This window comes from Kitasatospora sp. CB02891 (assembly GCF_002803145.1).
Lineage (GTDB): Bacteria > Actinomycetota > Actinomycetes > Streptomycetales > Streptomycetaceae > Kitasatospora > Kitasatospora griseola.
Genome location: NZ_NNBO01000008.1, coordinates 281,321 through 303,061, shown reverse-complemented (window position 1 = coordinate 303,061; position 21,741 = coordinate 281,321). Strand labels below are relative to the sequence as shown.

The 21,741-nt window shown below is 73.6% G+C and carries 23 protein-coding genes and 1 riboswitch; of the genes, 14 read left to right on the top strand and 9 right to left on the bottom strand.

Features of this window, described 5'->3' with window-relative positions; translation table 11 throughout:
* Positions 1–107: 107 nt before the first annotated feature.
* The 6 genes from folP (at position 108) to CG736_RS20190 (ending at position 4,424) form a co-directional block, all read left to right on the top strand.
* Positions 108–974 carry a dihydropteroate synthase gene (gene folP / locus CG736_RS20215; RefSeq protein ID WP_198520554.1) on the top strand — a complete coding sequence of 289 codons (867 nt, stop codon included), beginning with the start codon at positions 108–110 and terminating at the stop codon, positions 972–974.
* 2 nt (positions 975–976) lie between these two features.
* Entirely contained in the window at positions 977–1,474 is a 498-nt protein-coding gene (locus CG736_RS20210) for a nuclear transport factor 2 family protein (protein WP_232734080.1), read from the top strand.
* Positions 1,475–1,638: 164 nt separating this feature from the next.
* Positions 1,639–1,998, top strand: coding sequence for a dihydroneopterin aldolase (folB, locus tag CG736_RS20205; protein ID WP_043916702.1), 360 nt, complete (start codon positions 1,639–1,641; stop codon positions 1,996–1,998).
* Positions 1,999–2,033: 35 nt separating this feature from the next.
* Positions 2,034–2,633, top strand: a complete 600-nt coding sequence (gene folK, locus CG736_RS20200; RefSeq protein WP_100587583.1) for a 2-amino-4-hydroxy-6-hydroxymethyldihydropteridine diphosphokinase — start codon at positions 2,034–2,036, stop codon at positions 2,631–2,633.
* Between the two features lie 138 nt (positions 2,634–2,771).
* On the top strand, positions 2,772–3,269 hold the full coding sequence (locus CG736_RS20195; RefSeq protein ID WP_100587582.1) for a DUF3180 domain-containing protein: 498 nt from the start codon (positions 2,772–2,774) through the stop codon (positions 3,267–3,269).
* Between the two features lie 126 nt (positions 3,270–3,395).
* On the top strand, positions 3,396–4,424 hold the full coding sequence (locus CG736_RS20190; protein ID WP_157815660.1) for a hypothetical protein: 1,029 nt from the start codon (positions 3,396–3,398) through the stop codon (positions 4,422–4,424).
* Positions 4,425–4,485: 61 nt separating this feature from the next.
* Here CG736_RS20190 and CG736_RS20185 read toward each other — a convergent pair whose 3' ends face one another.
* On the bottom strand, positions 4,486–5,061 hold the full coding sequence (locus CG736_RS20185) for a TerD family protein (RefSeq protein ID WP_100587580.1): 576 nt from the start codon (positions 5,059–5,061) through the stop codon (positions 4,486–4,488).
* Between the two features lie 114 nt (positions 5,062–5,175).
* Positions 5,176–5,667: a hypothetical protein gene (locus CG736_RS20180; RefSeq protein ID WP_100587646.1), complete on the bottom strand. Its 492-nt coding sequence runs from the start codon at positions 5,665–5,667 to the stop codon at positions 5,176–5,178.
* Between the two features lie 63 nt (positions 5,668–5,730).
* Between CG736_RS20180 and arfB the strand changes: the two genes are divergently transcribed.
* The gene (gene arfB / locus CG736_RS20175; protein WP_043916704.1) at positions 5,731–6,159 is read left to right on the top strand and encodes an alternative ribosome rescue aminoacyl-tRNA hydrolase ArfB; all 429 of its coding nucleotides are present in this window, start codon (positions 5,731–5,733) and stop codon (positions 6,157–6,159) included.
* A 7-nt stretch (positions 6,160–6,166) separates the two neighbouring features.
* On the opposite strand, the gene CG736_RS20170 is transcribed toward arfB, so the two are convergent.
* Positions 6,167–6,721: a flavin reductase family protein gene (locus CG736_RS20170; RefSeq protein WP_100587645.1), complete on the bottom strand. Its 555-nt coding sequence runs from the start codon at positions 6,719–6,721 to the stop codon at positions 6,167–6,169.
* A gap of 295 nt (positions 6,722–7,016) precedes the next feature.
* Here CG736_RS20170 and CG736_RS20165 point away from each other — a divergent pair, with 295 nt between their 5' ends.
* Both CG736_RS20165 and CG736_RS20160 read left to right on the top strand, forming a co-directional pair.
* Positions 7,017–8,804: a diguanylate cyclase gene (locus tag CG736_RS20165; RefSeq protein ID WP_100587579.1), complete on the top strand. Its 1,788-nt coding sequence runs from the start codon at positions 7,017–7,019 to the stop codon at positions 8,802–8,804.
* A 75-nt stretch (positions 8,805–8,879) separates the two neighbouring features.
* Positions 8,880–9,824, top strand: a complete 945-nt coding sequence (locus CG736_RS20160) for a hypothetical protein (RefSeq protein ID WP_100587578.1) — start codon at positions 8,880–8,882, stop codon at positions 9,822–9,824.
* A gap of 52 nt (positions 9,825–9,876) precedes the next feature.
* Here CG736_RS20160 and CG736_RS20155 read toward each other — a convergent pair whose 3' ends face one another.
* From CG736_RS20155 to CG736_RS20140, 4 genes are all read right to left on the bottom strand, one after another.
* Positions 9,877–10,746, bottom strand: a complete 870-nt coding sequence (locus CG736_RS20155; protein ID WP_100587577.1) for a class II fructose-bisphosphate aldolase — start codon at positions 10,744–10,746, stop codon at positions 9,877–9,879.
* 86 nt (positions 10,747–10,832) lie between these two features.
* Positions 10,833–12,011: an N-acetylglucosamine-6-phosphate deacetylase gene (gene nagA, locus CG736_RS20150; RefSeq protein ID WP_100587576.1), complete on the bottom strand. Its 1,179-nt coding sequence runs from the start codon at positions 12,009–12,011 to the stop codon at positions 10,833–10,835.
* Positions 12,008–12,940: an ROK family protein gene (locus tag CG736_RS20145; RefSeq protein ID WP_100587575.1), complete on the bottom strand. Its 933-nt coding sequence runs from the start codon at positions 12,938–12,940 to the stop codon at positions 12,008–12,010. The genes nagA and CG736_RS20145 overlap by 4 nt, the downstream gene beginning before the upstream one ends.
* Before the next feature lie 126 nt (positions 12,941–13,066).
* Positions 13,067–13,990, bottom strand: coding sequence for an SIS domain-containing protein (locus CG736_RS20140; protein WP_100587574.1), 924 nt, complete (start codon positions 13,988–13,990; stop codon positions 13,067–13,069).
* Positions 13,991–14,166: 176 nt separating this feature from the next.
* On the opposite strand from CG736_RS20140, the gene CG736_RS20135 reads away from it, so the two are divergent.
* The 4 genes from CG736_RS20135 to otsB all read left to right on the top strand — a co-directional run bounded on the left by CG736_RS20135 (position 14,167) and on the right by otsB (position 17,517).
* Positions 14,167–14,955 carry a DeoR/GlpR family DNA-binding transcription regulator gene (locus CG736_RS20135; RefSeq protein ID WP_100587573.1) on the top strand — a complete coding sequence of 263 codons (789 nt, stop codon included), beginning with the start codon at positions 14,167–14,169 and terminating at the stop codon, positions 14,953–14,955.
* 148 nt (positions 14,956–15,103) lie between these two features.
* Entirely contained in the window at positions 15,104–16,366 is a 1,263-nt protein-coding gene (locus CG736_RS20130; protein WP_232734079.1) for an extracellular solute-binding protein, read from the top strand.
* A gap of 25 nt (positions 16,367–16,391) precedes the next feature.
* The gene (locus CG736_RS20125) at positions 16,392–16,622 is read left to right on the top strand and encodes a DUF3263 domain-containing protein (RefSeq protein ID WP_100587572.1); all 231 of its coding nucleotides are present in this window, start codon (positions 16,392–16,394) and stop codon (positions 16,620–16,622) included.
* A 46-nt stretch (positions 16,623–16,668) separates the two neighbouring features.
* Positions 16,669–17,517 carry a trehalose-phosphatase gene (gene otsB / locus CG736_RS20120; RefSeq protein ID WP_100587571.1) on the top strand — a complete coding sequence of 283 codons (849 nt, stop codon included), beginning with the start codon at positions 16,669–16,671 and terminating at the stop codon, positions 17,515–17,517.
* A 79-nt stretch (positions 17,518–17,596) separates the two neighbouring features.
* On the opposite strand, the gene CG736_RS20115 is transcribed toward otsB, so the two are convergent.
* Positions 17,597–19,063: a trehalose-6-phosphate synthase gene (locus tag CG736_RS20115; protein WP_100587570.1), complete on the bottom strand. Its 1,467-nt coding sequence runs from the start codon at positions 19,061–19,063 to the stop codon at positions 17,597–17,599.
* 101 nt (positions 19,064–19,164) lie between these two features.
* Positions 19,165–20,163: a glucosyl-3-phosphoglycerate synthase gene (locus CG736_RS20110; RefSeq protein WP_100587569.1), complete on the bottom strand. Its 999-nt coding sequence runs from the start codon at positions 20,161–20,163 to the stop codon at positions 19,165–19,167.
* Positions 20,164–20,302: 139 nt separating this feature from the next.
* A riboswitch (SAM riboswitch) is annotated at positions 20,303–20,431 on the top strand.
* Positions 20,432–20,448: 17 nt separating this feature from the next.
* On the opposite strand from CG736_RS20110, the gene thrC reads away from it, so the two are divergent.
* Complete coding sequence (thrC, locus tag CG736_RS20105; RefSeq protein ID WP_100587568.1) at positions 20,449–21,729, top strand: threonine synthase; 1,281 nt, start codon at positions 20,449–20,451, stop codon at positions 21,727–21,729.
* Positions 21,730–21,741: the final 12 nt, after the last annotated feature.

The window sequence follows — 21,741 nt, the reverse complement described above, 5'->3', positions numbered from 1 at the left end:
GTCGCGATCTTGCGGGCGGGCGCCTTCCGCTTCGCGCAGTTCCCCGCGCCCCTGGTCGTGCTCTCGCTGGTGGTGCTCTCCCCGGGTGCCCCCCCTCAGCGTCGATAATGGGTCGTATGAGCGAAAACCTCCCTGGCCTGCCCGTCCTCGACCGTTGTGCGGTGATGGGGGTGGTGAACGTCACGCCGGACTCGTTCTCGGACGGTGGGATGTGGCTGGATCCGGCGAAGGCGATCGCGCACGGGCTGGAGCTGGTGGCGCAGGGGGCGGACCTGGTCGACGTGGGCGGGGAGTCGACGCGGCCGGGGGCGTTGCGGGTGACGGAGGAGGAGGAGCTGCGCCGAGTGGTGCCGGTGGTGACGGAGCTGGCCCGGGCGGGGGTGGTGGTCTCGGTGGACACCATGCGGGCGGCCGTGGCCCGGGCCGCCGTGCAGGCCGGCGCGAAGATCGTCAACGACGTGTCCGGAGGACTCGCGGACGCGGGGATGGCGAAGGTGGTCGCCGACACCGGCGCGCCGTTCGTGGTGATGCACTGGCGCGGGCAGTCGGCGGACATGTACGCGCAGGCGGTGTACGACGACGTGGTCGCGGACGTGGTGCGGGAGCTGTCCGACCGGGTGGAGGACCTGCTCGCGGCGGGGGTGAAGGAGGATCAGCTGATCCTGGACCCGGGCCTGGGCTTCGCAAAGACCAGCGCGCACAACTGGGCGCTGCTGGGCCGGCTGGACGCGCTGACGGCGCTCGGGCGGCCGGTGCTGGTCGCGGCTTCGCGCAAGCGCTTCCTGGGTACGCTGCTGGCCAACCCGGAAACCGGGGAGCTGCGCCCGGCGCGGCAGCGGGACGACGCCACGGCGGCGGTCTCGGTGCTGTCGGCGAAGGCGGGCGCCTGGGCGGTCCGGGTCCATGACGTGTCGGGCACGGCTGACGCCGTACGAGTCGTCGCGGCCTGGGAGCAGGCGGAGCAGAGGGGGTAGGCGTGGCGGAGGCAGTGAGCGGCAACGACCGGGCGGCGGCACTGGAGCCGGACGAGGAGGCCGTGCTGGCGGCCAATCAGGCCCTGTACGAGGCTCTGGAGCGCGGAGACCTGGACGCCGTCGAGTCGATCTGGCTGGGGCCGGGCGAGGCGGACGACAAGGGCGGGGTGTTCTGCGTGCACCCGGGCTGGCCGGCGCTGGTGGGCCGGGCCCAGGTGACCCGCTCGTACATGTTGATCATGGCGAACACCGAGTACATCCAGTTCTTCCTGACGGATGTGGAGGTGGACGTGCAGGGCGATGTGGCGCTGGTCACCTGCACGGAGAACATTCTGTCCGGCGGGGAGCCCGAGGAGGAGGGCGAGCTGGGGCCGCTGGTCGGCGGGAAGGTCGTCTCGACGAACCTGTTCCGGCGCACCGCGGACGGCTGGAAGCTGTGGTCGCACCACGGTTCGCCGGTGCTCACCAGTGGCGACGACGAGGACGACGAGGAGGACTGAGCGGCGTCCGTCAAGGGCCGCGGTGGCCGGTCCGATCGGGTGGGCGGCCGGGGAGGCGGTCCGGGGCGGTCGGCACTCGAAGGTAGATTCGAGGGGCGGCGGGCGACGGTGCCCGCCGGTCCCCGCCCCGGCGGGGCCGTCAGCTGGGAGCAGTGATTCTTGTGCTGGACCGCGTCACCCTGCGTGGGCTACGTGCCCGCGGCCATCACGGCGTCTTCGAGCGGGAGCGGATCGAGGGGCAGACCTTCGTCGTCGATCTCACGCTGTTCCTGGACACCCGTCCGGCCGCCGCGAGTGACGACCTGACCCGCACCGCGCACTACGGCGTGATCGCGGAGGAGGTCACCGCGGTGATCGCGGGCGACCCGGTCGACCTGATCGAGACGCTGGCCCAGCGGATCGCCGACCAGTGCCTGCGGCACGAGGTGGTCGAGGAGGTCGAGGTCGTCGTGCACAAGCCCGACGCCCCGATCACCGTCCCGTTCGACGACGTCACCATCACGATCCGCCGGGGCCGCGCCTGATGGCGCCCGGTGGAGCCCGAGTGGAGGGAACTCCCATGGCCACCACAGACCCGACCGCCACGCGGACCACGTTCGACCTGCAGGGCAAGGTGGACCGCGTGGAATCCACCCTGCACGAGTCGCGGACCGCCGCGGTCGCGCTCGGCAGCAACCTGGGCAACCGCCTGGAGACCCTGCAGGGCGCGGTCGACGCGCTGGAGGACACCCCCGGCGTGCGGGTGACCTCGCTGTCCGCGGTGTACGAGACGGACGCCGTCGGCGGGCCCGGCGACCAGCCCAACTACCTCAACGCCGTCGCGGTGCTGCGCACCTCGCTGCCGCCGCGGGACCTGCTGGAGCGGGCCAACGCGGTGGAGGACGCGTTCGGGCGGGTGCGCACCGTCCGCTGGGGCGCCCGCACGCTGGACGTCGACATCCTCACCTACGAGGGCGTGCGCAGCGACGACCCGCAGCTGACGCTGCCGCACCCGCGGGCCCACGAGCGGGCGTTCGTGCTGGCGCCCTGGCAGGACGCCGACCCGCAGGCCGAGGTGCCCGGGCACGGGCCGGTCGCGGAGCTGCTGGCGGGCCTCGGCGGGGTCGAGGGCCAGGGCGTGCGGCTGCGTGCGGACCTGCAGCTGCGACTGCCGGAGTGAGTGCTCCGGGAACTTCCGGCAGGGGGTGGGCGTAGCTCCCTGCGGGTGCGGCCCGGCCGGTACGGTGGGCTGGTCGCCCGCCGAACCCCCGGGCCGTGCAGGGCCGGGGTCGAACCACTGGGAAGGAAGCCCGTCCGCGTGAAGCCGCTCCGTCTCCGCCTGCTGCTCGGCATCGCCGCCGTCACGGGGCTGCTCTCCTGGGGCGGCGCCCGGCTGTGGGACTCGCTGGGCACGCTGCCCGGGGTGCCCTCGTACGCGCCGTTCGTGCTGGCGGCGATCGCCGTGGTGCTGCTGGCCGTGGCGATCTCGCTGCGGTCCCGGCTGAAGGCGATCCGGGAGCGGCGGCCGGACGCGAAGCGGGTCGATCCGCTGCACGCGGCGCGGGCGCTGGTGCTGGGGCAGGCCAGTGCGCTGGTGTCGGCGGTGGTGACCGGGGTGTACGCGGGCGTCGGGGTGTTCCTGCTCGGCTCGCTGGAGGTCCCGGCCCGCCGGGCGCAGGCCGGGACGGCGCTGTTCGCCGTGCTGGCCGGCGCGGCGGTGATCGCGGTGGCGCTGTGGCTGCAGCACATCTGCAAGCTCCCCGAGGACCACGACGACCCGGAGCACCCGCGCGGAACGGCCGCTTCGTCGCGCTGAACGCCCCTGCCGGATCCGCTCGCGCTGCGTGACGGTTCGGGTGCGGCCCGTGTTTCTGTCGGCGTGTCAAGGGCGGAATGGGGTGCGAGGCTGACAGGGCCTCGATTCGCACGCTAGTTTCTAGCCATGCCTCGCGGACGCCACCGTCATTCCTCCGTCCTGGGCCGGTCGCTGCCACCGGTCGCCTCCGGTGTGCTCGTGCTCGCGGCGGTGGCCGCGCTGGTGGCCAGTCCGGATCAGATCGTGGCCCGCTCGGTCGGGGTCGCCGCGATGGTCGCGGTGGTCGGCCTGGCGCTGGTGCTGCGGCAGCGCGACCGGGCCGCCCGGGCCGCCGCCGAGGTCGCCATGGAGCGCCGGCTGCGCGCCGAGGAGCGCTACGAGGAGCAGATCGCCGAGGCCGAGTACGCGGCCGAGGTCGCCGAGGAGCGGGCCACCCGCTTCGGGCGGCGGCTGACCGCGGAGAAGTCCCGGCTGGCGAAGGCGGAGACGGAAATCGCCCGGCTGCTGCGCGAGCGCGCCGTGATGGTCGCCGAGCAGGCGCTGAAGGAGGCCGAGGCGGCCCGCCTGGCGGTGGAGGCGACCCGGCCGGCGCACCCGGTCACCCCGGCCGCGTACGTCCGCGCACAGGCCGCGGTGCGGCACCTGGAGCGGCAGGCGGCGGCCGCCGAGGCGCGCCGCGCGGTCGACGAGCGGGCCCAGGTCGAGCTGCGGCCGAAGATGCCGGAGCCGGTGCCGGCCACCGGCTCGGCGGCGCTGCGCCCGGTCGGCCCGGCGCTGCCCGGTCCGCGCCCGCAGGACGGCGAGCAGGCGGCCCAGGCGGCCCCGCAGCGGCCGCGGGCGACGGCGTTCAGCTTCTTCGGCCGGCCGGGCAGTGCCCGGGCCGCGCTGCGGGCGGCCGCGCCGGCCCCGGCGGTCGGCGACCTGGCGGACGTGGTGGGCGACGAGGCGGTGGCCGACAACGAGCGCTACACCGTGGTGGGCGGCGCGCCGGTGGACGCCGTGCAGCCCGCGCACCGCGCGGTGGAGCAGGCGCCGAGCCACCAGCACGCGGAGTCCGACACCGAGCCCGCCGAGCCCGCCGACGTGGTCGACCTGACCCCGCACGACGAGACCGAGCTGCTGGAGCTGCCCGAGCTGCGGGCCGGCCGGCCCTGACGACGTGGGAAGGGCCCCCGCTCCTGGTGGAGCGGGGGCCCTTCCCGTGCCCGGCGGACGGTCAGACGTTGACGCCGAAGTCCTGGGCGATGCCGGCCAGGCCGGAGGCGTATCCCTGGCCGATGGCGCGGAACTTCCACTCGGCGCCGTTGCGGTACAGCTCGCCGAAGATCATCGCCGTCTCGGTGGCGGCGTCCTCGGACAGGTCGTAGCGGGCGATCTCGGCGCCGCCGGCCTGGTTGAGCACCCGGATGTAGGCGTTGCGGACCTGGCCGAAGCTCTGGCCGCGGTTGTTGCCGTCGTAGATCGAGACCGGGAAGGTCACCCGGGTGACGTCTGCGGGCAGGGCGGCCAGGTTGACGTTGATCGACTCGTCGTCGCCGGCGCCCTCGCCGGTGCGGTTGTCGCCGGTGTGGACGACGGTGCTGTCCGGGGTGCTGGTGTTGTTGAAGAAGACGAAGTGGCGGTCGGAGTAGACCCGGCCGTCGCCGTTCAGCACGATCGCGCTGGCGTCCAGGTCGAACTCGGTGCCGGTGGTGGTGCGCACGTCCCAGCCGAGGCCGACGGTGACCGCGGTCAGGCCGGGGGCCTCCTTGGTCAGCGAGACGTTGCCACCCTTGGAGAGGCTCACGGGCATGTCTGTGGTGTCCCTTCGGTCGGTTTTGAGCGGAGAACGCCGGACGGGCGGCCGTTGGTTCCAGCACTTGGTGGACGGACGGATTTCTCCCCCGATCGGCCGCCCGACGCCGGGTCAGATTCTCGGGTACCGGCCCTGCACGGTCCAGATGTTCGGATTGTCGGCCAGGTCCTCGTGCAGCTCGGTCAGGTCGGCCAGCACGTCCTGCAGGAAGTCCCGGGCCTCCCGGCGCAGCTCGACGTGCCGGACGACCAGCGGCTCGTCGTCCGGCCGCCAGGTGGCGGTGATCTCCACCCAGCCGAACCGGCGGGCGAAGCGCAGCAGTTCGGTGTTCTGGGTGAAGTCGAGGTCCTCGGTGCGGACCCTGGCCTCGCGGCTGCCGCGCGGGTCCTCGTCGAGGCGTTCGACGATGTCGCACAGCGCCCAGGCGAAGTCCAGCACCGGCACCCAGCCCCAGCGGGTCTCCACGCCGGCGCCGTCGTCGGTCTCCAGGTAGACGTCCCCCGCGAACAGGTCGTGCCGCAGGGCGCGGACGGGCGCGCTGCGGTAGTCGGTCTGCGGGGGGTCGGGGAAGCGGTTGGACAGGGAGTAGCCGAGCTCGATCACGCCCGCCATTGTGCCGGGTTAACCAGGTGACGGGGGCCGCGCCCGGACGGGATGATGGGCGGCATGACTGAGCCCGTGCGCGTACGGGGTTCGGTGGTCGTCCCCGACGCCGAGCTCGTCTGGCGCTTCTCCCGTTCCTCCGGCCCCGGCGGCCAGCACGTCAACACCTCGGACAGCAAGGTCGAGCTCCGCTGGGACCTGGCGGCCTCCGACGTGCTGCCCCCGGTGTGGAAGGAGCGCGCCCTGGAGCGGCTGGCCTCCCGGCTGGTCGACGGGGTGCTGGTCGTGCGCGCCTCCGAGCACCGCTCGCAGTGGCGCAACCGCGAGGTCGCGGCGGCCCGGCTGGCCTCGCTGCTCGGCGAGGCCACCGCGCCGCCGCCGAAGACCCGGCGGGCCACCAAGCCCAGCCGCGGCATGGTCGAGCGCCGGCTGGAGAACAAGCGGCACCGCGCCTCGCTGAAGCAGGGGCGCGGGCGGATCAAGCCGGAGTGACGGGCCCTCAGCCCAGCTGGCGGTAGCCGGCCCGGAAGTACACCAGCGGCCGGGCGGCCGGGGCGGGCGTCCGGGCGGCCAGGACGCGGCCGAGCACCAGGGTGTGGTCGCCGGCCGGGATGCGCTGCTCGGTGCGGCACTCGACGGTGGCGAGCGCGCCGTCGATCAGCGGGGCGCCGGAGTGCGGGCCGCGCTGCCAGGCGGCGTCGGCGAACAGCAGGCGGTCGCTGAGCCGGCCCTTCATGGCGAACCGGGACGCCAGCGTGCGGTGCTCCTCGCCGAGCAGCGACACCGCCCAGGTGTCGGCCCGGGTGAGCAGGTCGTCCATCCGGGAGTCCTCGCGCACCGAGATCAGCACCAGCGGCGGCTCCAGCGACACCGACAGGAACGAGGTGGCGGTCATGCCGGCGTCCTCGTCCTCCTCGGCGTCGTGCACGGTCACCAGCGAGACGCCCGCCGCCAGTTGGCCGAGGGCGGCGCGGAACTCCTCGGGAGTGGCGCCGGCCTCCGCCAGGGGCGTGGGGGCGTTGGGTGTGGTGGGGGATTGCGGGGAGCTGTACACGTACCGCACGGTAGTCGTCGGTCGGGCGTGCCGGTATCGGGCCCTGGTCGTAGGTCCGGTAGGTCGCTGGGCCGAGCGCACGGGCGGCGCGCCGTCGGATGTCGCCTGGCGGGTGTCCTGGCGTTCCCTGCCGTTTCCGAATACGATCATCACTTAGTCATTATGTGATTTGAGTCACACTCTCAACCTATTGCTGACCGAGCGTGCCTATCGGAGTGCTCGCTGTGATTCAGTTCTTCTGGCAATCGGACGACAACCTTTCAAGAACTATCCGAAGCAGCCGGGGAGCCCCCGCATGGAAGCCGAGTCGGAGCCCTACGTCCGCCTCGCGACCCTCCGCACCTTGCACCGGGTCGTGGCGGACCTCAACGCTGCCCGGAGCCTGGCGGGAACCCTGCAGGCGGTCGTCGAGGGAGCGGTCCACGGGCTCGGATTCGACGCCGCCGCGGTCAGCCTGGTCCGACCCGACGGCGACCTGGTGATCGCCGCCGTCTGGGAGATCGAGGAGACCGCCTTCGGCGGCCCGTCCGTGCTGCTCGGCCAGGTCGGCTCCCGCGAGTCCTGGGACCGGATGCTCCAGGTCGCCGACCACTGGGGCACCCTGCGCTTCCTCCCGCACGACCGCGGCTGGGCCATCGGCACCGACATCCCCACCTGGACCGGCGACGGCCCGCTGCCCGTCTACGACAACGACTGGCACCCCGCCGACGTCCTGCTCGCCCCCATGTACAGCGCCGGCGGCGACCTGCTCGGCATCCTCTCGGTGGACCGCCCACGGAGCGGCAAACGCCCGGGCGCGTGGACCCGCGAAGCCCTGGAGATGTTCTCCCTGCAGGCCTCCATAGCCATCGGCAACGCCCGGCTGCGGGCCGAGATGCAGCGCGCCCTGGCCCGCCTGGAGAAGGAGCAGCAGGCCCTGCGGGCCAGCGAGGAGTCCTTCCGGCAGGCCTTCGAGTACGCCCCCAGCGGGATGGCCATCACCGAACTGCACGGCGACGGCACCGGCCAGCTCACCCGCGTCAACGACGCCCTGTGCCGGCTGCTCGGCCGCCCCCGGGCCACCCTGCGCCAGCAGCGCTTCGTCGACCTGGTCCACCCCGAGGACCTGGAGCTGCTGCTGCGCACCAGCGCCGAGGGCGGCCGGGCCGAGCTGAGGCTGTCCCGCCGCGACGGCGGCTACCAGTGGGTGTGCCTGCGCAACTCCGTGGTCGCCGACGCCACCGAGGGCCCGAGCTTCCTGCTCACCCACGTCGAGGACATCGAGGACCGCAAGCGGCACGAGCTCCAGCTCGCCCACCGGGCCAGCCACGACGCCCTCACCGGCCTGCCCAACGGCGCCGAGCTGCGGGCCCGCCTCGCCCGCCGGCTCTGTTCCCGCCCCTCGCTGCCCGCCGCCGGCCTCCCCGGCCAGGCACTGCCGCCCGGCGCCGCCCCGCCGCCCCACGCCGTCCAGGACGGCTCGTCGGCGGCCGAGGGCCCCGTCACCCTCGCGCACGGCTACGCGCCCCCCGACAGCGCCCTGGAACGCGACCGGGAGGCCTTCGCGGCCGGCGAGGTGCTCCGCCACGACGGCGCCGCCGCCCACCACGTGCACGCCGTCGTCCCCGTCGACCCGCCCCCCGGCGAGCTCTGGCACGGCCACCGCCGCCCCGGCCCGGACAAGGGCCTCGCCGTCCTCTACTGCGACCTCGACGGCTTCAAGCTGGTCAACGACCGCTACGGCCACAACGCCGGCGACGCGGTGCTGATCGAGATCGCCCGCCGGCTCCAGCAGGTCGTCCGGGAGGGCGACACGGTGGCTCGGATGAGCGGCGACGAGTTCGTGGTGCTGGCCGACGGCATCGGCCGCGAGGAGGCCAAGGAACTCGCCGGGCGGCTGCGCAGCGCCATCCTGCCGCCGATGCGGATCGACAACCGGGCCGTCCGGGTCGGCGTCAGCCTGGGCATCGGCTGGGCCGGCTGCGGCATGAGCATCGACGAGGTGCTGCACTCCGCCGACGAGCGGATGTACGACGAGAAGCGCACCCGCGGCGGCGCGGCCCGGGGCGCGCGCGGCGAGCGCTCGCACCGCCGGGCGGGCTGAACCGCTTACGCCGTGTTCGAGTACGACAGGTAGGGTGCCCTGGGTACGAGAGCATCCAGTCCTGGGGAGTTGACCGTGACGACGGCCGGCAGCAACGGCGGCGCGCCCGACGGCGCGGACGAGGACGACCCGTTCGCGTACCTCTACCGTCCCGCCGAGGGCGAGCAGCCCGCGCCCGAGCGGCCCCGCACCGGCTACAGCCGCCCGATGGAGGTCGGCCGCGCCACCTACGGCGAGCGGCCCGTGCACCCGCAGGCCCCGCCGCCCGGCGGCCCCGGCCACCCGCCGGCCGCGCCCGGGCAGGAGACCACCGCGCTGCCGCAGCAGTCGCGCTACGCCGAGCGCTCCCGGCCCCGTCCCGGCGAGGACCGGCCGGCCGGCCGCGGCAAGGCCGCCGTGATCGGCGCCGTCGCGGTGGTCGCCGCGATCGCCGTCGGCGCGGGCGTGGCGCTGTCCACCGGCGACCCGGACGGCGGCAAGAACAACCAGGCCGCGACCAACACGCACAGCCCGACCGCCCCCGCCGACCCCGGCACGGCGGCCCCCTCCAGCGCGGCGCCCAGCCCGAGCACGCTCTCCGGCGGCACGGACGTCGCCGACGCCGCCGGCCTGAAGCTCGGCGGCGGCAGCGTGGCCGCGAGCCAGGTGCCGGGCGCGAAGGGGGCCGGCGGCAAGTACGTCGACGGCCTCGGCACGGTCGGCGCGTCGGTCTCCTGGGACGTCGACATGCCGGCGGCCGGCTCGTTCCAGATCTGGCTGCGCTTCAACAACAGCGGCCCGAACGCCACCGCGACGGTCTCGGTGGACGGCAAGCCCACCTACACCCCCATAAAGCTGAACAACTACAGCCCCGGCCTGGCGCCGGAGAGCTCCTGGTACTCGTCCTGGGTCAGCGGAACGGTCGCCCAGCCCGGCCACCACACCATCTCGGTGGCCTGCCAGGCCGACAACCAGTGCGGCTTCCTGCTCGACCAGATCGCCGTCACCCCGAACGGCACCTCCAAGGTCCAGGGCTGGTGATCCGGCCCGGGCCTCCGCGGAGGCCCGGGCCGCTGGGGCACTGCGGGTGCCGTCAGGCCGAGGCGTCGGTGCGGCCGGTGACCACCCGGGCCAGCTGTTCGACGGTGCGGGCCATCGCGTCGCGGCCCGCGGCGAGGTACTTGCGCGGGTCGGTGGCGGCGGGGTGGGCGGCCAGGTGGTCGCGGACGGCGGCGGTGCAGGACAGGTTGAGCGCCGTGCCGATGTTGATCTTCACCATGCCGGCCGCGACCGCCGCGGCGAGCTGCTCGTCCGGGACGCCGGAGCTGCCGTGCAGGACCAGCGGGACGGGGACGGCGGCGGCCAGTTCGCCGATCAGGGCGAGGTCGAGGGCGGCGGTGCGCGAGGTCATCGCGTGCGAGGAGCCGACGGCGACGGCCAGGGCGTCGACGCCGGTGTCGGCGACGTAGCGGGCGGCCTCCGCCGGGTCGGTGCGGGCGCCGGGGGCGTGCGCGGACAGCGGCGGCTCGCCGTCCTTGCCGCCGACCCGGCCGAGTTCGGCCTCCAGGTGCAGGCCGTGGCGGTGCGCCCAGGCGGCGGCCTCGGCGGTGGCCTTGACGTTCTCGTCGTGCGGCAGCGCGGAGGCGTCGAACATCGCGGAGGAGAACCCGGCGGCGGGGGCCGCGCGCAGCAGGTCGAAGTCCTCGCAGTGGTCGAGGTGGAGCGAGACGGGCACGCGGGCGGCGGCGGCGATCTCCGCGCAGGCCCGGGCGATCGGCAGCAGGCGGCCGCCGCGGTAGGCGATCGCGTTCTGGCTGAGCTGGAGCACGACGGGGGTCCCCGCGGCTTCGGCGCCGGCGGCGATGGCCTCGGCGTGCTCCAGGGTGATCACGTTGAAGGCGGGCAGTCCGCGCCGGTCGGCGGCGGCGGAGGCGAGCAGGTCGTGGGTAGGGGCGAGCGGCAAGGGGGTCTCCCGGGTGGGGTGAGCAACGAGGCGCAGGTTCCGCTGCTCACCCCCCGTGCAGACCCGCCCCTGCGGGCGGTGCCGGGTCAGGCCGGGTCGCCGGTCCTGGTGAAGCGGTCCGCGCCGACGATCCACTCGCCGCGGCGCATCACCGCGGCGAGCTCGTAGGTGTCGGAGTCGAGGACGACCAGGTCGGCGTTCTTGCCTGCCTCCAGGGAGCCGAGGGTGTCGGCCAGGCCCATCAGCCGGGCCGGGACGGTGGACAGCGAGGTGACGGCCTGGTTCAGCGACAGGCCGAGCACGGTGACGGCGCGCCGGAACGCGACGTCCAGGGTGAGGGTGGAGCCGGCGATGGAGCCGCCCTCGACGAGCCGGGCGACGCCGTTCTCGACCCGGACCTGGAGCGGGCCGAGCGGGTACATGCCGTCGCCCATGCCGGCCGCGCCCATCGCGTCGGTGATCAGCGCGACGCGCCCGGCGCCGGCCGTGCCGTAGGCGAGTTCGAGCACCGACGGGTGCAGGTGGATGCCGTCGTTGATCAGCTCGACGGTGACCCGCTCGTCCTCCAGCAGCGCGACGATCGGGCCGGGCGTGCGGTGCTGGATGCCCGGCATCGCGTTGAACAGGTGGGTGGCGACGGTGGCTCCGGCGTCGATCGCCTCCAGGGTGACCGCGTAGTCGGAGTCGGTGTGGCCGACGGCGGCGATGATGCCCTGGTCGGCGAGCATCCGGACGGACTCCAGGCCGCCGGGCAGCTCGGGGGCGAGGGTGAACATCTTCGCGTGGCCGCGGGCGGCGTCGGCGAGCTTGCGCACCAGCGCCGGGTCGGGGTCGCGCAGCAGGTCGGGGCGGTGGGCGCCGCACCGGTTGTGCGAGATGAACGGGCCCTCGAAGTGGATGCCGGCCAGGACGCCGTCCTCGACGAGTTCGGAGAGCACGGCCGCCTGGCGGCAGACCTCGTCGATCTCGCCGGTGACGGTGGAGGCCATCGTCGTGGTGGTGCCGTGTTCCAGGTGCGTGCGGGCGGCGGTGAGCGCCTCCTCGGCGATGCCGGAGGCGTACGAGGCGCCGCCGCCGCCGTGCACGTGCAGGTCGACGAAGCCGGGGACGACGGTGTACCCGGTCAGGTCGAGGTCGCCGGGCGCGGCCGGGCCGGCGCCGAGGTCCGTGATGCGGGCCCCTTCGACCGTGAGCCGGCCGTCCTCGATCACCCCGTCGGGCAGGACCAGTCGGGCTCCGGCCAGTGCAGTTCGGTCCGCGGTCACGCGGTCACCTCCATGGAGAGCAGATCCCAGGCGAGCAAGCCGGCGCCCAGGGACGCTGCGGTGTCTTTGAGCATGGCCGGAACGACCTTCGGGGGCATCTGGAAGGTCAGGCGCTCGGTCACCGCGGCGCGCAACGGCGTGAAGAGGGTGTCACCGGCCTCGGCCAGCCCACCGCCGACGATCACCGTCGACGGGTCGAGCAGACTCTGGGCCAGCACGATGCCGTCGGCGAGCGCGTCCACCGCGTTCTGCCAGACCGCGAGCGCCGCCGGGTCGCCGGACTCGACGGCCAGCGCGCAGGCGGCGGCGTCGGCGTCCGGGTCGCCGGTGGCCTCGGCCCAGGCCCGGGACACCGCGGAGGCGGAGGCCAGGGTCTCCAGGCAGCCGCGGGCGCCGCAGCCGCACTGCGGGCCGCCGGGACGGACCACCACGTGTCCGATCTCGCCGCCGTAGCCGTGGGCGCCGGCCTCGATGCCGCCGTGGATCCCGATCGCGCCGGCGATGCCGGTGCCGAGCGCGATGAACAGGAAGCGGTCGACTCCGCGGCCGGCCCCGATCCGGCCCTCGGCGAGCCCGCCGGAGCGGACGTCGTGGCCGAGGGCGACGGGGATGTTGCCGAGGCGCTCGCCGAGCAGCTTGCGCATCGGCAGGTCCCGCCAGCCGAGGTTGGCGGAGAAGACCGCGATCCCGTTCCTCTCGTCGATCGTTCCCGGCACGGCGACGCCTGCCGCGAGGGGGGCGGCACCGAATCGGGTGCGGCCCTCCTGCGCCAGGTCGGCGGCGAAGTCGAGGATGGTGGCGACGACGGCGTCGGTGCCGTGCTCCCGCCCGGTCGGTCGGCGTGCTTCGTACAGCACGGAGCCGTCCTGGGCGACCAGCGCGGCTTTCATGCCGGTGCCGCCTACATCGAGTGCGATGACGTGCTTCACGGGGGACAGTTTCCCTTGGCCAGGTCGAAGAGGTCTAGTCCAGTTGCTCGATTGGTCTGGTCCTGAGAGGTGAGGTTTGTCGCTCTTTGCAGTCTCCTGGGGGTTTTTCCGGTTCGTGGCGGGTGATCAGGCCAGGATGATCGAGCGGGTCAGGTTGCGCGGCTCGTCCGGGTTCAGGCCGCGGTGCGCGGCCAGCGCGACCGCCAGCCGGTGCACCCGGACCAGGTCCGCCAGCGGGTCCAGGCCGCCCTCGCCGGAGTCGGCCACCAGCCGGCCGCCGACCGCCGCCACGTCGTCCGCCAGGCCGACCGGCAGCGCGCCGAACGCCCAGGCGGCGCGGCCCGGGGCGGTGATCGAGATCGGGCCGTGCCGGTACTCCATCGCCGGGTACGCCTCGGTCCAGGCCAGCGCCGCCTCGCGCATCTTCAGCCCGGCCTCCTGGGCCAGGCCGTTGGTCCAGCCCGTGCCGAGGAAGGAGATCTGCTCCAGCTCGACCAGCTCCTGCGGCACCTGCCAGGCGACGGCGCGCTCGGCGTCCGCGGCGGCCTCGGCGACGGTGGCGACGCCCGCCGGGCGGGCCTCCTCCAGCTCCAGGTGGGCGCGGAGCAGGGCCAGCACGGTGGTGGCGAAGCGGGTCTGCACCACCGAGCGCTCGTCGGCGAAGCCCAGGTCGATCAGGTGGCCGGCGTCCTCGGCCACCGGCTGCTCGGGGCAGGCGGTGATCGCGGTGCTCGGCAGGTCGGTGTCGGCGAGCAGCCGCAGCACCTCGGTGGTGGTGCCGGAGCGGGTGATCGCCAGCACCCGGTCGTAGCGGCGCCCGTGCGGGAACTCGGAGGCGGCGAAGGCGTCGGTCTCGCCGTGGCCGCCGGACTCGCGCAGCGCGGCGTAGGCCTGCGCCATGAACCACGAGGTGCCGCAGCCGACCACGGCCACGCGCTCGCCGCGCTGCGGCAGGCCGGCCGGGCCGCTCGCCGCCAGCGCCGCGGCGGTGCGCCAGTTCTCGGGCTGGGTGGCGATCTCCTCGCCGGTCAGGGACGGGTGCTGCGACATGGGGGGCGGCTCCTTCGGCGGTCTCCGGACGGCGGCAATCCAGCGTATGCGCAAATCTGATTGTTTTATAGCTGTTTCGCGCAGCATTGCGCAATGCATTGGCGTCGACCGGGTTGTGCGAAGCTGTCCCGACCGGCCGCGGGGCGCGCGGTGGCGAGCGCGGAAGGAGCGGAACGGTGTCCAGGTACGAGCGGTGGAATGCGCTACTGGAACTGCTGGCCGAGCACGGCAAGTTGGACGTCGAGGAGGCGGCCGGCGCGCTGGACGTCTCGGCGGCCACCATCCGACGCGACCTCGACCAGCTGGCCCGCCAGCAGATGGTCACCCGCACCCGGGGCGGCGCGGTGGCGCACAGCGTCTCCTACGACCTGCCGCTGCGCTACAAGACCGCCCGCAACGCCGACGCCAAGCAGCGCATCGGCGCCCTGGTGGCCGGCCTGATCTCCCCCGGCGAGGTGGTCGGCCTGAACGGCGGCACCACCACCACCGAGGTGGCCCGCGCCCTCGCGGTCCGCCCCGACCTGGCCGAGCACCCCGAGCACGGGCCGAGCCTCACCGTGGTCACCAACGCCCTCAACATCGCCAACGAGCTGACGGTCCGCCCGCAGGTGAAGATCGTGGTCACCGGAGGCGTCGCCCGCCCGCAGTCCTACGAGCTGATCGGCCCGCTGGCCGCCCAGGTGCTCGGCGAACTCACCCTCGACACCACGGTGCTCGGCGTGGACGCGATCGACGCCGAACAGGGCGCCACCGCCCACCACGAGGGCGAGGCGGCGGTCAACCGGCTGCTCGCCGAGCGGGCCCGCCGGGTGGTGGTGGCCGCCGACTCCTCCAAGCTGGGACACCGCGCCTTCGCCCGGATCTGCGGCCTGGAGCGGGTGGACACCCTGGTCACCGACAACCAGGTCGCCGACCGGGTGGCGGCCGCTTTCGGCGACGCGGGGGTCACCGTTCTCACAGCGTGAACGTCCCATTACCGGACACTTTCTGACGGGCAGTCACGCTGAGCGCAACGGGATCTGACACTTCGATAACTCCGCCCCTGCCGGTATGGACCACCGGCCAAAACGCCTGTCAGGGTCACGCTGTAACCCATTTGAAGGCGGTCCATTCGTGAAGCGATCAGCGCTGCTCCCCCTGCCCATCGTCGGGTCCCTGCTGCTCACCGGCTGCGGTGCCCTGGACATGTCGGGGGGTGTCACGCTCAACCTGGTCGCAGCCGACTACGGCGACAACGAGACCAACTCCAGCTCGATCTACTGGAACAACCTGGCCCGCCGCTTCGAGGCCAACAACCCCGACATCAAGGTCCATGTCGACGTGGTCAGTTGGACCGACATCGACAAGCACCTCGCCGACCTGATCGCCAAGGGCAGGACCCCCGACATCGCGCAGACCGGCGGCTACGCCGACCAGGTCGCCGCCGACCGCCTCTACCCGGCCGGCGACGTGCTCTCCAACAGCACCCAGGTCAACCTGCTCGACTCCTTCGCCAAGGCCGGCCAGGTGCTCGGCAGCCAGTACGGCATCCCGTTCATCTCCTCCAGCCGGGTCTTCTTCTACAACAAGGAGATCTTCGCCAAGGCCGGCATCACCGCCCCGCCCACCACCTGGGACGAACTGCGCCGCGACGCCGAGCTGATCAAGTCCAAGGTCCCCGGCGTCATCCCGTACGCGCTGCCGCTCGGCCCCGAGGAGGCCCAGGGCGAGGCGATGATCTGGACCATGAGCGGCGGCGGCGGACTCTCCGACAACGCCGGCAACTACACCATCGACAGCCAGGCCAACCGCGCCACCTTCACCTGGCTGCGCAGCAACCTGGTCGACAAGCGCCTCACCTACGACGACCCGTCCAAGGTCGACCGCAAGACCGCGTTCAACGACTTCGCCTCCGGCAAGGTCGCCATGCTCAACGGCCACCCCGGGCTGGTCAGCAAGGCCGTCGCGGGGAACATCCAGTACGGCACCGCCGCGATCCCCCGCAAGGACGCGGGCATCAAGCCCTCGACCCTCGGCGTCGCCGACTGGGTGATGGCGTTCAAGGCGCCCGGGCACAAGGCGGAGGTCAAGAAGTTCCTCAACTTCGTGTACGCGAAGGAGAACACCCTCAAGTTCGACGAGCAGTACAACATGCTGCCCGTCACCCAGGACACCCTTGAGGACATGTCCGCCAACCCCGCCCACAAGGACCTCACCGAGTTCCTCAACGCCCTGCCCAACGCCAACTTCTACCCGCTCGGCGACCCCTCCTGGGACAAGGTCTCCAGCATGCTCAAGCAGCGCATAGGCGAGGCCGTGCGGCCCGGCTCGACGGACGTGCTCGGCGACCTCCAGGCCGCCGCCTCGGCGGAGGCCTCCCGGGCCCGCAAGGGCTGACAGCCCCAGTCCGTAGCCTGGAAGCATGGCCGAACTGACCGACCGCGACCGGGCGGTACTCGAACTGGAATCCCGCGGGTGGCGGACCGCCGGCGCCAAGGAGCAGGCGATCCGGCAGGAGCTCGGCATCTCCGCCACCCGCTACTACCAGCTGCTGGGCGCCCTGCTCGACCGGCCGGAGGCACTCGCCCACGCCCCCGTCCTGGTCAACCGGCTGCGCCGGGTCCGGCAGAATCGGCGCGACGCCCGGCAGTGAACCGATCGGCGCCCGCCGGCGGCCGCCGCCGGGTAGCGTCGACGCCATGGGAATTGCTGAGCAGATCACGTCCCAGGCAGGACGGGCCGGACTGGCGGGCCTGCTCGCCGACCCGCGCTCCGCGGTCGTGGGACTCGACTTCGACGGCACGCTCGCCCCGATCGTCGCCGACCCCGCACAGGCCCGCGCCCACCCCGGCGTCGTCCCCGCCCTGACCGCACTCGCCCCGCTGGTCGGCTCGGTCGTCATCGTCACCGGCCGACCCGCCGCGACCGCCGCCGCCCACGGCGGCTTCGCCGCCACCCCCGGCCTGGAGCACCTCACTGTCCTCGGCCACTACGGCGCCGAACGCTGGGACGCGAGGACGGGCGCCGTCACCGCCGCGCCGCCACCCCCGGGAGTGGCCGCCGTACGGGCCGAACTGCCCCTGCTGCTAGACGACTTGAAGGCCCCGGCCGGCATCTTCGTGGAGGACAAGGAACGGGCGCTGGCCGTGCACACCCGGCGCACCGACGACCCCGACGGCACGCTGGCGCGGCTGCGCGCCCCGCTCACCGAGCTGGCCGGCCGGCACGGCCTGGTGGTCGAACCCGGCCGGATGGTCCTCGAACTGCGCCCGCCGGGGGTCGACAAGGGCGTCGCCCTCCGCAAGTTCCTGGCGGAACGGGACGCCGGGCCGGTGCTGTTCGCCGGCGACGACCTCGGCGACCTCGCCGCCTACGAGGAGGTCTCCCAGCGGCGCAAGCACGGCCACCCCGGCCTCCTCGTCTGCAGCGGCCCCGTCACCGGCGAGGCCCCCGTCCGCGAACTCGCCGACCGCGCAGACCTGGTGGTGGCGGGGCCGGCGGGGGTGGTGGACCTGCTGAACGAGTTGGCGTCGCGGTTGAGGGCGTGACGGCAGTCGCGCGCGAGACGCCGGGAGAGCACCACCAGGGGTACCCCCGGCGCCCCTGGTCGCTCTCCCCGGTTGTGCTCTAGAGCGCGTTCAGTTGGTCGAGGAACCACTGCTGCGGCGGCAGCGCCGTCGCCGCGGCGGCCAGTCGCCCGGTGCGGTCGGCGCGGTCGGCCGGGGGCATGGCGAGGGCCCGGGCCAGGGCGTCCGCGGTGGCGATGACGTCGAAGGGGTTGACGGTGATCGCGTCGTCGGCGAGTTCCTCGTGGGCGCCGGCCTCGCGGGAGAGCACCAGGGCGCAGCCGTGGTCGGAGACGACGGGGACTTCCTTGGCGACCAGGTTCATGCCGTCGCGGACGGGGTTGACCAGGGCGACGTCGGCGAGCCGGTACGCGGCGAGGGAGCGCGGGAAGTCGTCGTCGACGTGCAGGATGAGCGGCTGCCAGTCGGCGGTGGCGAATTCGGCGTTGATCTCGGCGGCGAGCCGTTGCACCTCGGCGGTGTACTCCCGGTATTCGGCGAGGTCGGTGCGCGAGGGGTAGGCGAAGGCGATGTGGACGACCCGGTCGAGCCATTCGGGGCGGGTGCGCAGCAGGTGCCGGTAGGCGAGCAGGCCGCGGACGATGTTCTTGCTGAGCTCGGTGCGGTCGACCCGGACGACGGTGCGCCGGTCGCCGACGGCTTCGCGGAGGGCGGCGAGGCGTTCGTCGACGTCGGGCCGGTGGGCGCGCTCGCGCAGGAACGCGGCGTCGGCGCCGAGGCCGTGGACGCCGAGCCGGGTGGTGCGGCCTGCGTGGCTTACGGTGAGGGCGTCGCGGTCGACGCTCGCGCCGAGGACGCGCTCGCAGCAGTCGGCGAAGGCGAGGGCCCAGCGGCGGGTGAGGAAGGCGGCGCGGTCGGCGCCGAGGATGCCTTCGAGGACTTCGGCGGCGACGTCGTCGGGCAGCAGCCGGTAGTACTCGGGCGGGGCCCAGGGGGTGTGCGAGAAGTGGCCGATGCGCAGGTCGGGGCGGAGGGCGCGGAGCAGCGCGGGGGCCAGCGAGAGGTGGTAGTCCTGCACCAGGACGGCGGCGCCGGGGGCGGCTTCGGCGGCGAGGGCTTCGGCGAACGCGGTGTTGTAGGCCCGGTAGGCGGCCCATTCGGTGCGGAAGTCGGCGTCGAAGGCGGGCTTGGTGGGGATGTCGTACAGCAGGTGGTGGACGAACCACAGGGTGGAGTTGGCGACGCCGTTGTAGGCGCGGGCGAAGGTCTCCGGGTCGATGTCGAGCATGCGGACGGCCTGTCCGCCGACGTCGTGGCCGGCCCGGTCGAGGCGGCCTTCGGGGGCCTGCCGGGCGGCGGTGCGGTCGGCGTCGGAGAGGGCGGCGCAGACCCAGACGGCGTTCGGGTCATCGATCGCGGAGAGCCCGGAGACCAGGCCGCCGCCGCCTCTGCGGAGGCTCAGCGTGCCGTCGTCCTCCGTGCGGAAGGACACCGGGCCGCGGTTGGAGGCCACCAGGATCGGGGCGGCTCCGGACTGCGTGGGGCGTTCGGACGCGTGATCGGCCATACAGCCAACCTTGCCGTGTGATCAGCCGACCAAACCACCCGGCGCGGCCCGGGCCGGGTGAACAGTGCGGGGCGGCAGGCGGGCAACGCGCGGGCCGGCGGTCAGCGGTCGCGGTACTCGGGGACGGTGATCATCGGGGGGCGTTCGGTGGCGGGCACCGGGTGGGTGCGGGGGGTGAAGCCGGCGGTGGTGCGGGTGTACTGGGTGAGCAGCGGCCGGACCAGGTCGGCGTCGGCCTTGAGCCGGTGGGTGCGGTCGAGGCGTTCCAGGGCGGTGCGGTAGATGGTGGCGGCCATCCGGCCGAGGGCCTGGCCGTCCTGGTGGCGGTGGTGCCGGACGCCGACGTCGACCTGGGCCAGCGCGTCCAGCCCGACCAGTTCCAACGCGTCGACCAGCAGGCCGAGTTCGACGCCGTAGCCGGTCGGGAAGGGCAGTCGCTCCAGCAGGCCGCGGCGGGCCGCGTACTCGCCGCCGAGCGGCTGGACGAAGCCGGCCAGCTGCGGCCAGTGCAGGTTGAGCAGCGGGCGGGCGACCAGTTCGGTGACCCGGCCGCCGCCGGCCGGGACGACGGCCCCGTCGGCCTCGAACGGGCGGTCGTACATCGCCTTGACCAGGTGCACGGCGGGGTCGGTGAGCAGCGGGCCGACGATGCCGGAGACGAACGCCGGGTCGAATTCGCGCAGGTCGGCGTCGATGTAGCAGACGATCGCGCCGCTGCTGGCGAGCAGCGAGCGCCACAGCACCTCGCCCTTGCCGGGGGCGGCGGGCAGCCGGGGCAGGATGGCGTCCCGGTGGACCACCCGGGCGCCGGCGGCGGCCGCCGCGGCGGCGGTGCCGTCGACCGAGCCGGAGTCGACCACCAGCAGTTCGTCGACCAGCGGGACGCGTTCCATCAGTTCGGTGCGGATCAGGGTGACGATCTCGCCGACGGTCGGCTCCTCGTCCAGGGCGGGCAGCACCACGCTGACGGTGCCGGCCGGCCCGGCGGCGCGCTTGGCGGCGAGCAGCCGGTCGAGCGGTCGGTCGGCGGCCGCCCAGGACCGGCGGCGCAGCCAGTCGGCCACTTCCGGCAGGACCCCGGGCTCGGGCTGCTCGGGCAAGATCTCGCTCCCTGTCTCGGTCCGTCTCGGTTTTCGGACGGTGGGGTTGGACGGCACGGGCCTTCGGTTACAGTCTTCGTACTGCGCCCGGACCTTCGCACGTCGGGGTCGTTCGCAGCGTACGACCACAACTTCACATTGCTCATCCAGAGGGACTGAGGGAACGGCCCGTTGAAGTCCCGGCAACCCTCCCGCGCGGCCTTGCAGGCCCGGCGGGACAGGTGCCAATTCCGGCCCGGGCGCGACCGCGTCCCGGGGAAGATGAGGAGAAAGGGCCTCGCCACCATGGCTGTTGACACCCCCGCACCTGCCGCCGTCGACCTCGGTCCGGCCACCGCGCTGTCCTGTCGCGAGTGCGGCACCCGCTTCCCGCTCGGCCCGAGCTTCGCCTGCCTGGAGTGCTTCGGCCCGCTGGAGATCGCCTACGACTACGCCGGCTACGACGCCGAGGAGCTGCGCAAGCGGATCGAGGCCGGGCCGGCGTCCGTCTGGCGCTACGCCCCGCTGCTGCCCGTCCCCGCCGACGTCGCGGACAAGCCGAACCTGAACCCGGGCTGGACCCCGCTGGTGAAGGCCGACAACCTGGGCCGCGAGCTGGGCTTCACCGCGCAGCTGCACATCAAGGACGACTCCGGCAACCCCACCCACTCGTTCAAGGACCGGGTGGTGGCCTGCGCGATCGAGGCCGCCCGCGCCTTCGACTTCACCACGCTGTCCTGCTCGTCCACCGGCAACCTGGCGGGCGCGGTGGGCGCCGCCGCGGCCCGGGCCGGCTTCAAGTCCTGCGTGTTCATCCCGCACGACCTGGAGCAGGGCAAGGTCGTGATGGCCGGGGTGTACGGCGGCGAGCTGGTCGGCATCGACGGCAACTACGACGACGTGAACCGGTTCTGCTCGGAGCTGATCGGCGACCCGGCCGGCGAGGGCTGGGGCTTCGTCAACGTCAACCTGCGTCCGTACTACGGCGAGGGCTCCAAGACCCTGGCGTTCGAGATCTGCGAGCAGCTCGGCTGGCGGCTGCCCGAGCAGATCGTCATCCCGATCGCCTCCGGCTCCCAGCTCACCAAGATCGACAAGGGCCTGCAGGAGCTGATCAAGCTCGGCCTGGTCGAGGACCGCCCGTACAAGATCTTCGGCGCCCAGGCCGAGGGCTGCTCCCCGGTCTCCGCCGCCTTCAAGGCCGGCCGCGACGTGATCAAGCCGGTCAAGCCGGACACCATCGCCAAGTCGCTGGCGATCGGCAACCCGGCCGACGGCCCCTACGTGCTCGACATCGCCCGCCGCACCGGCGGCGCCGTCGAGGACGTCACCGACGCCCAGGTGGTCGAGGCGATCAAGCTGCTGGCCCGCACCGAGGGCATCTTCGCCGAGACGGCCGGCGGCGTCACCGTCGGCGTGCTGAAGAAGCTGGTCGAGACCGGGCAGCTCGACCCGAGCAAGGAGACCGTCGCGATCAACACCGGCGACGGCCTGAAGACCCTCGACGCGGTCGCCGACTCCGGCATGACCGCCGTGATCCGCCCGACGCTGGAGTCCTTCCGCGCCGCCGGTCTCGTCTCCGCCTGATCCGTCCCCCAC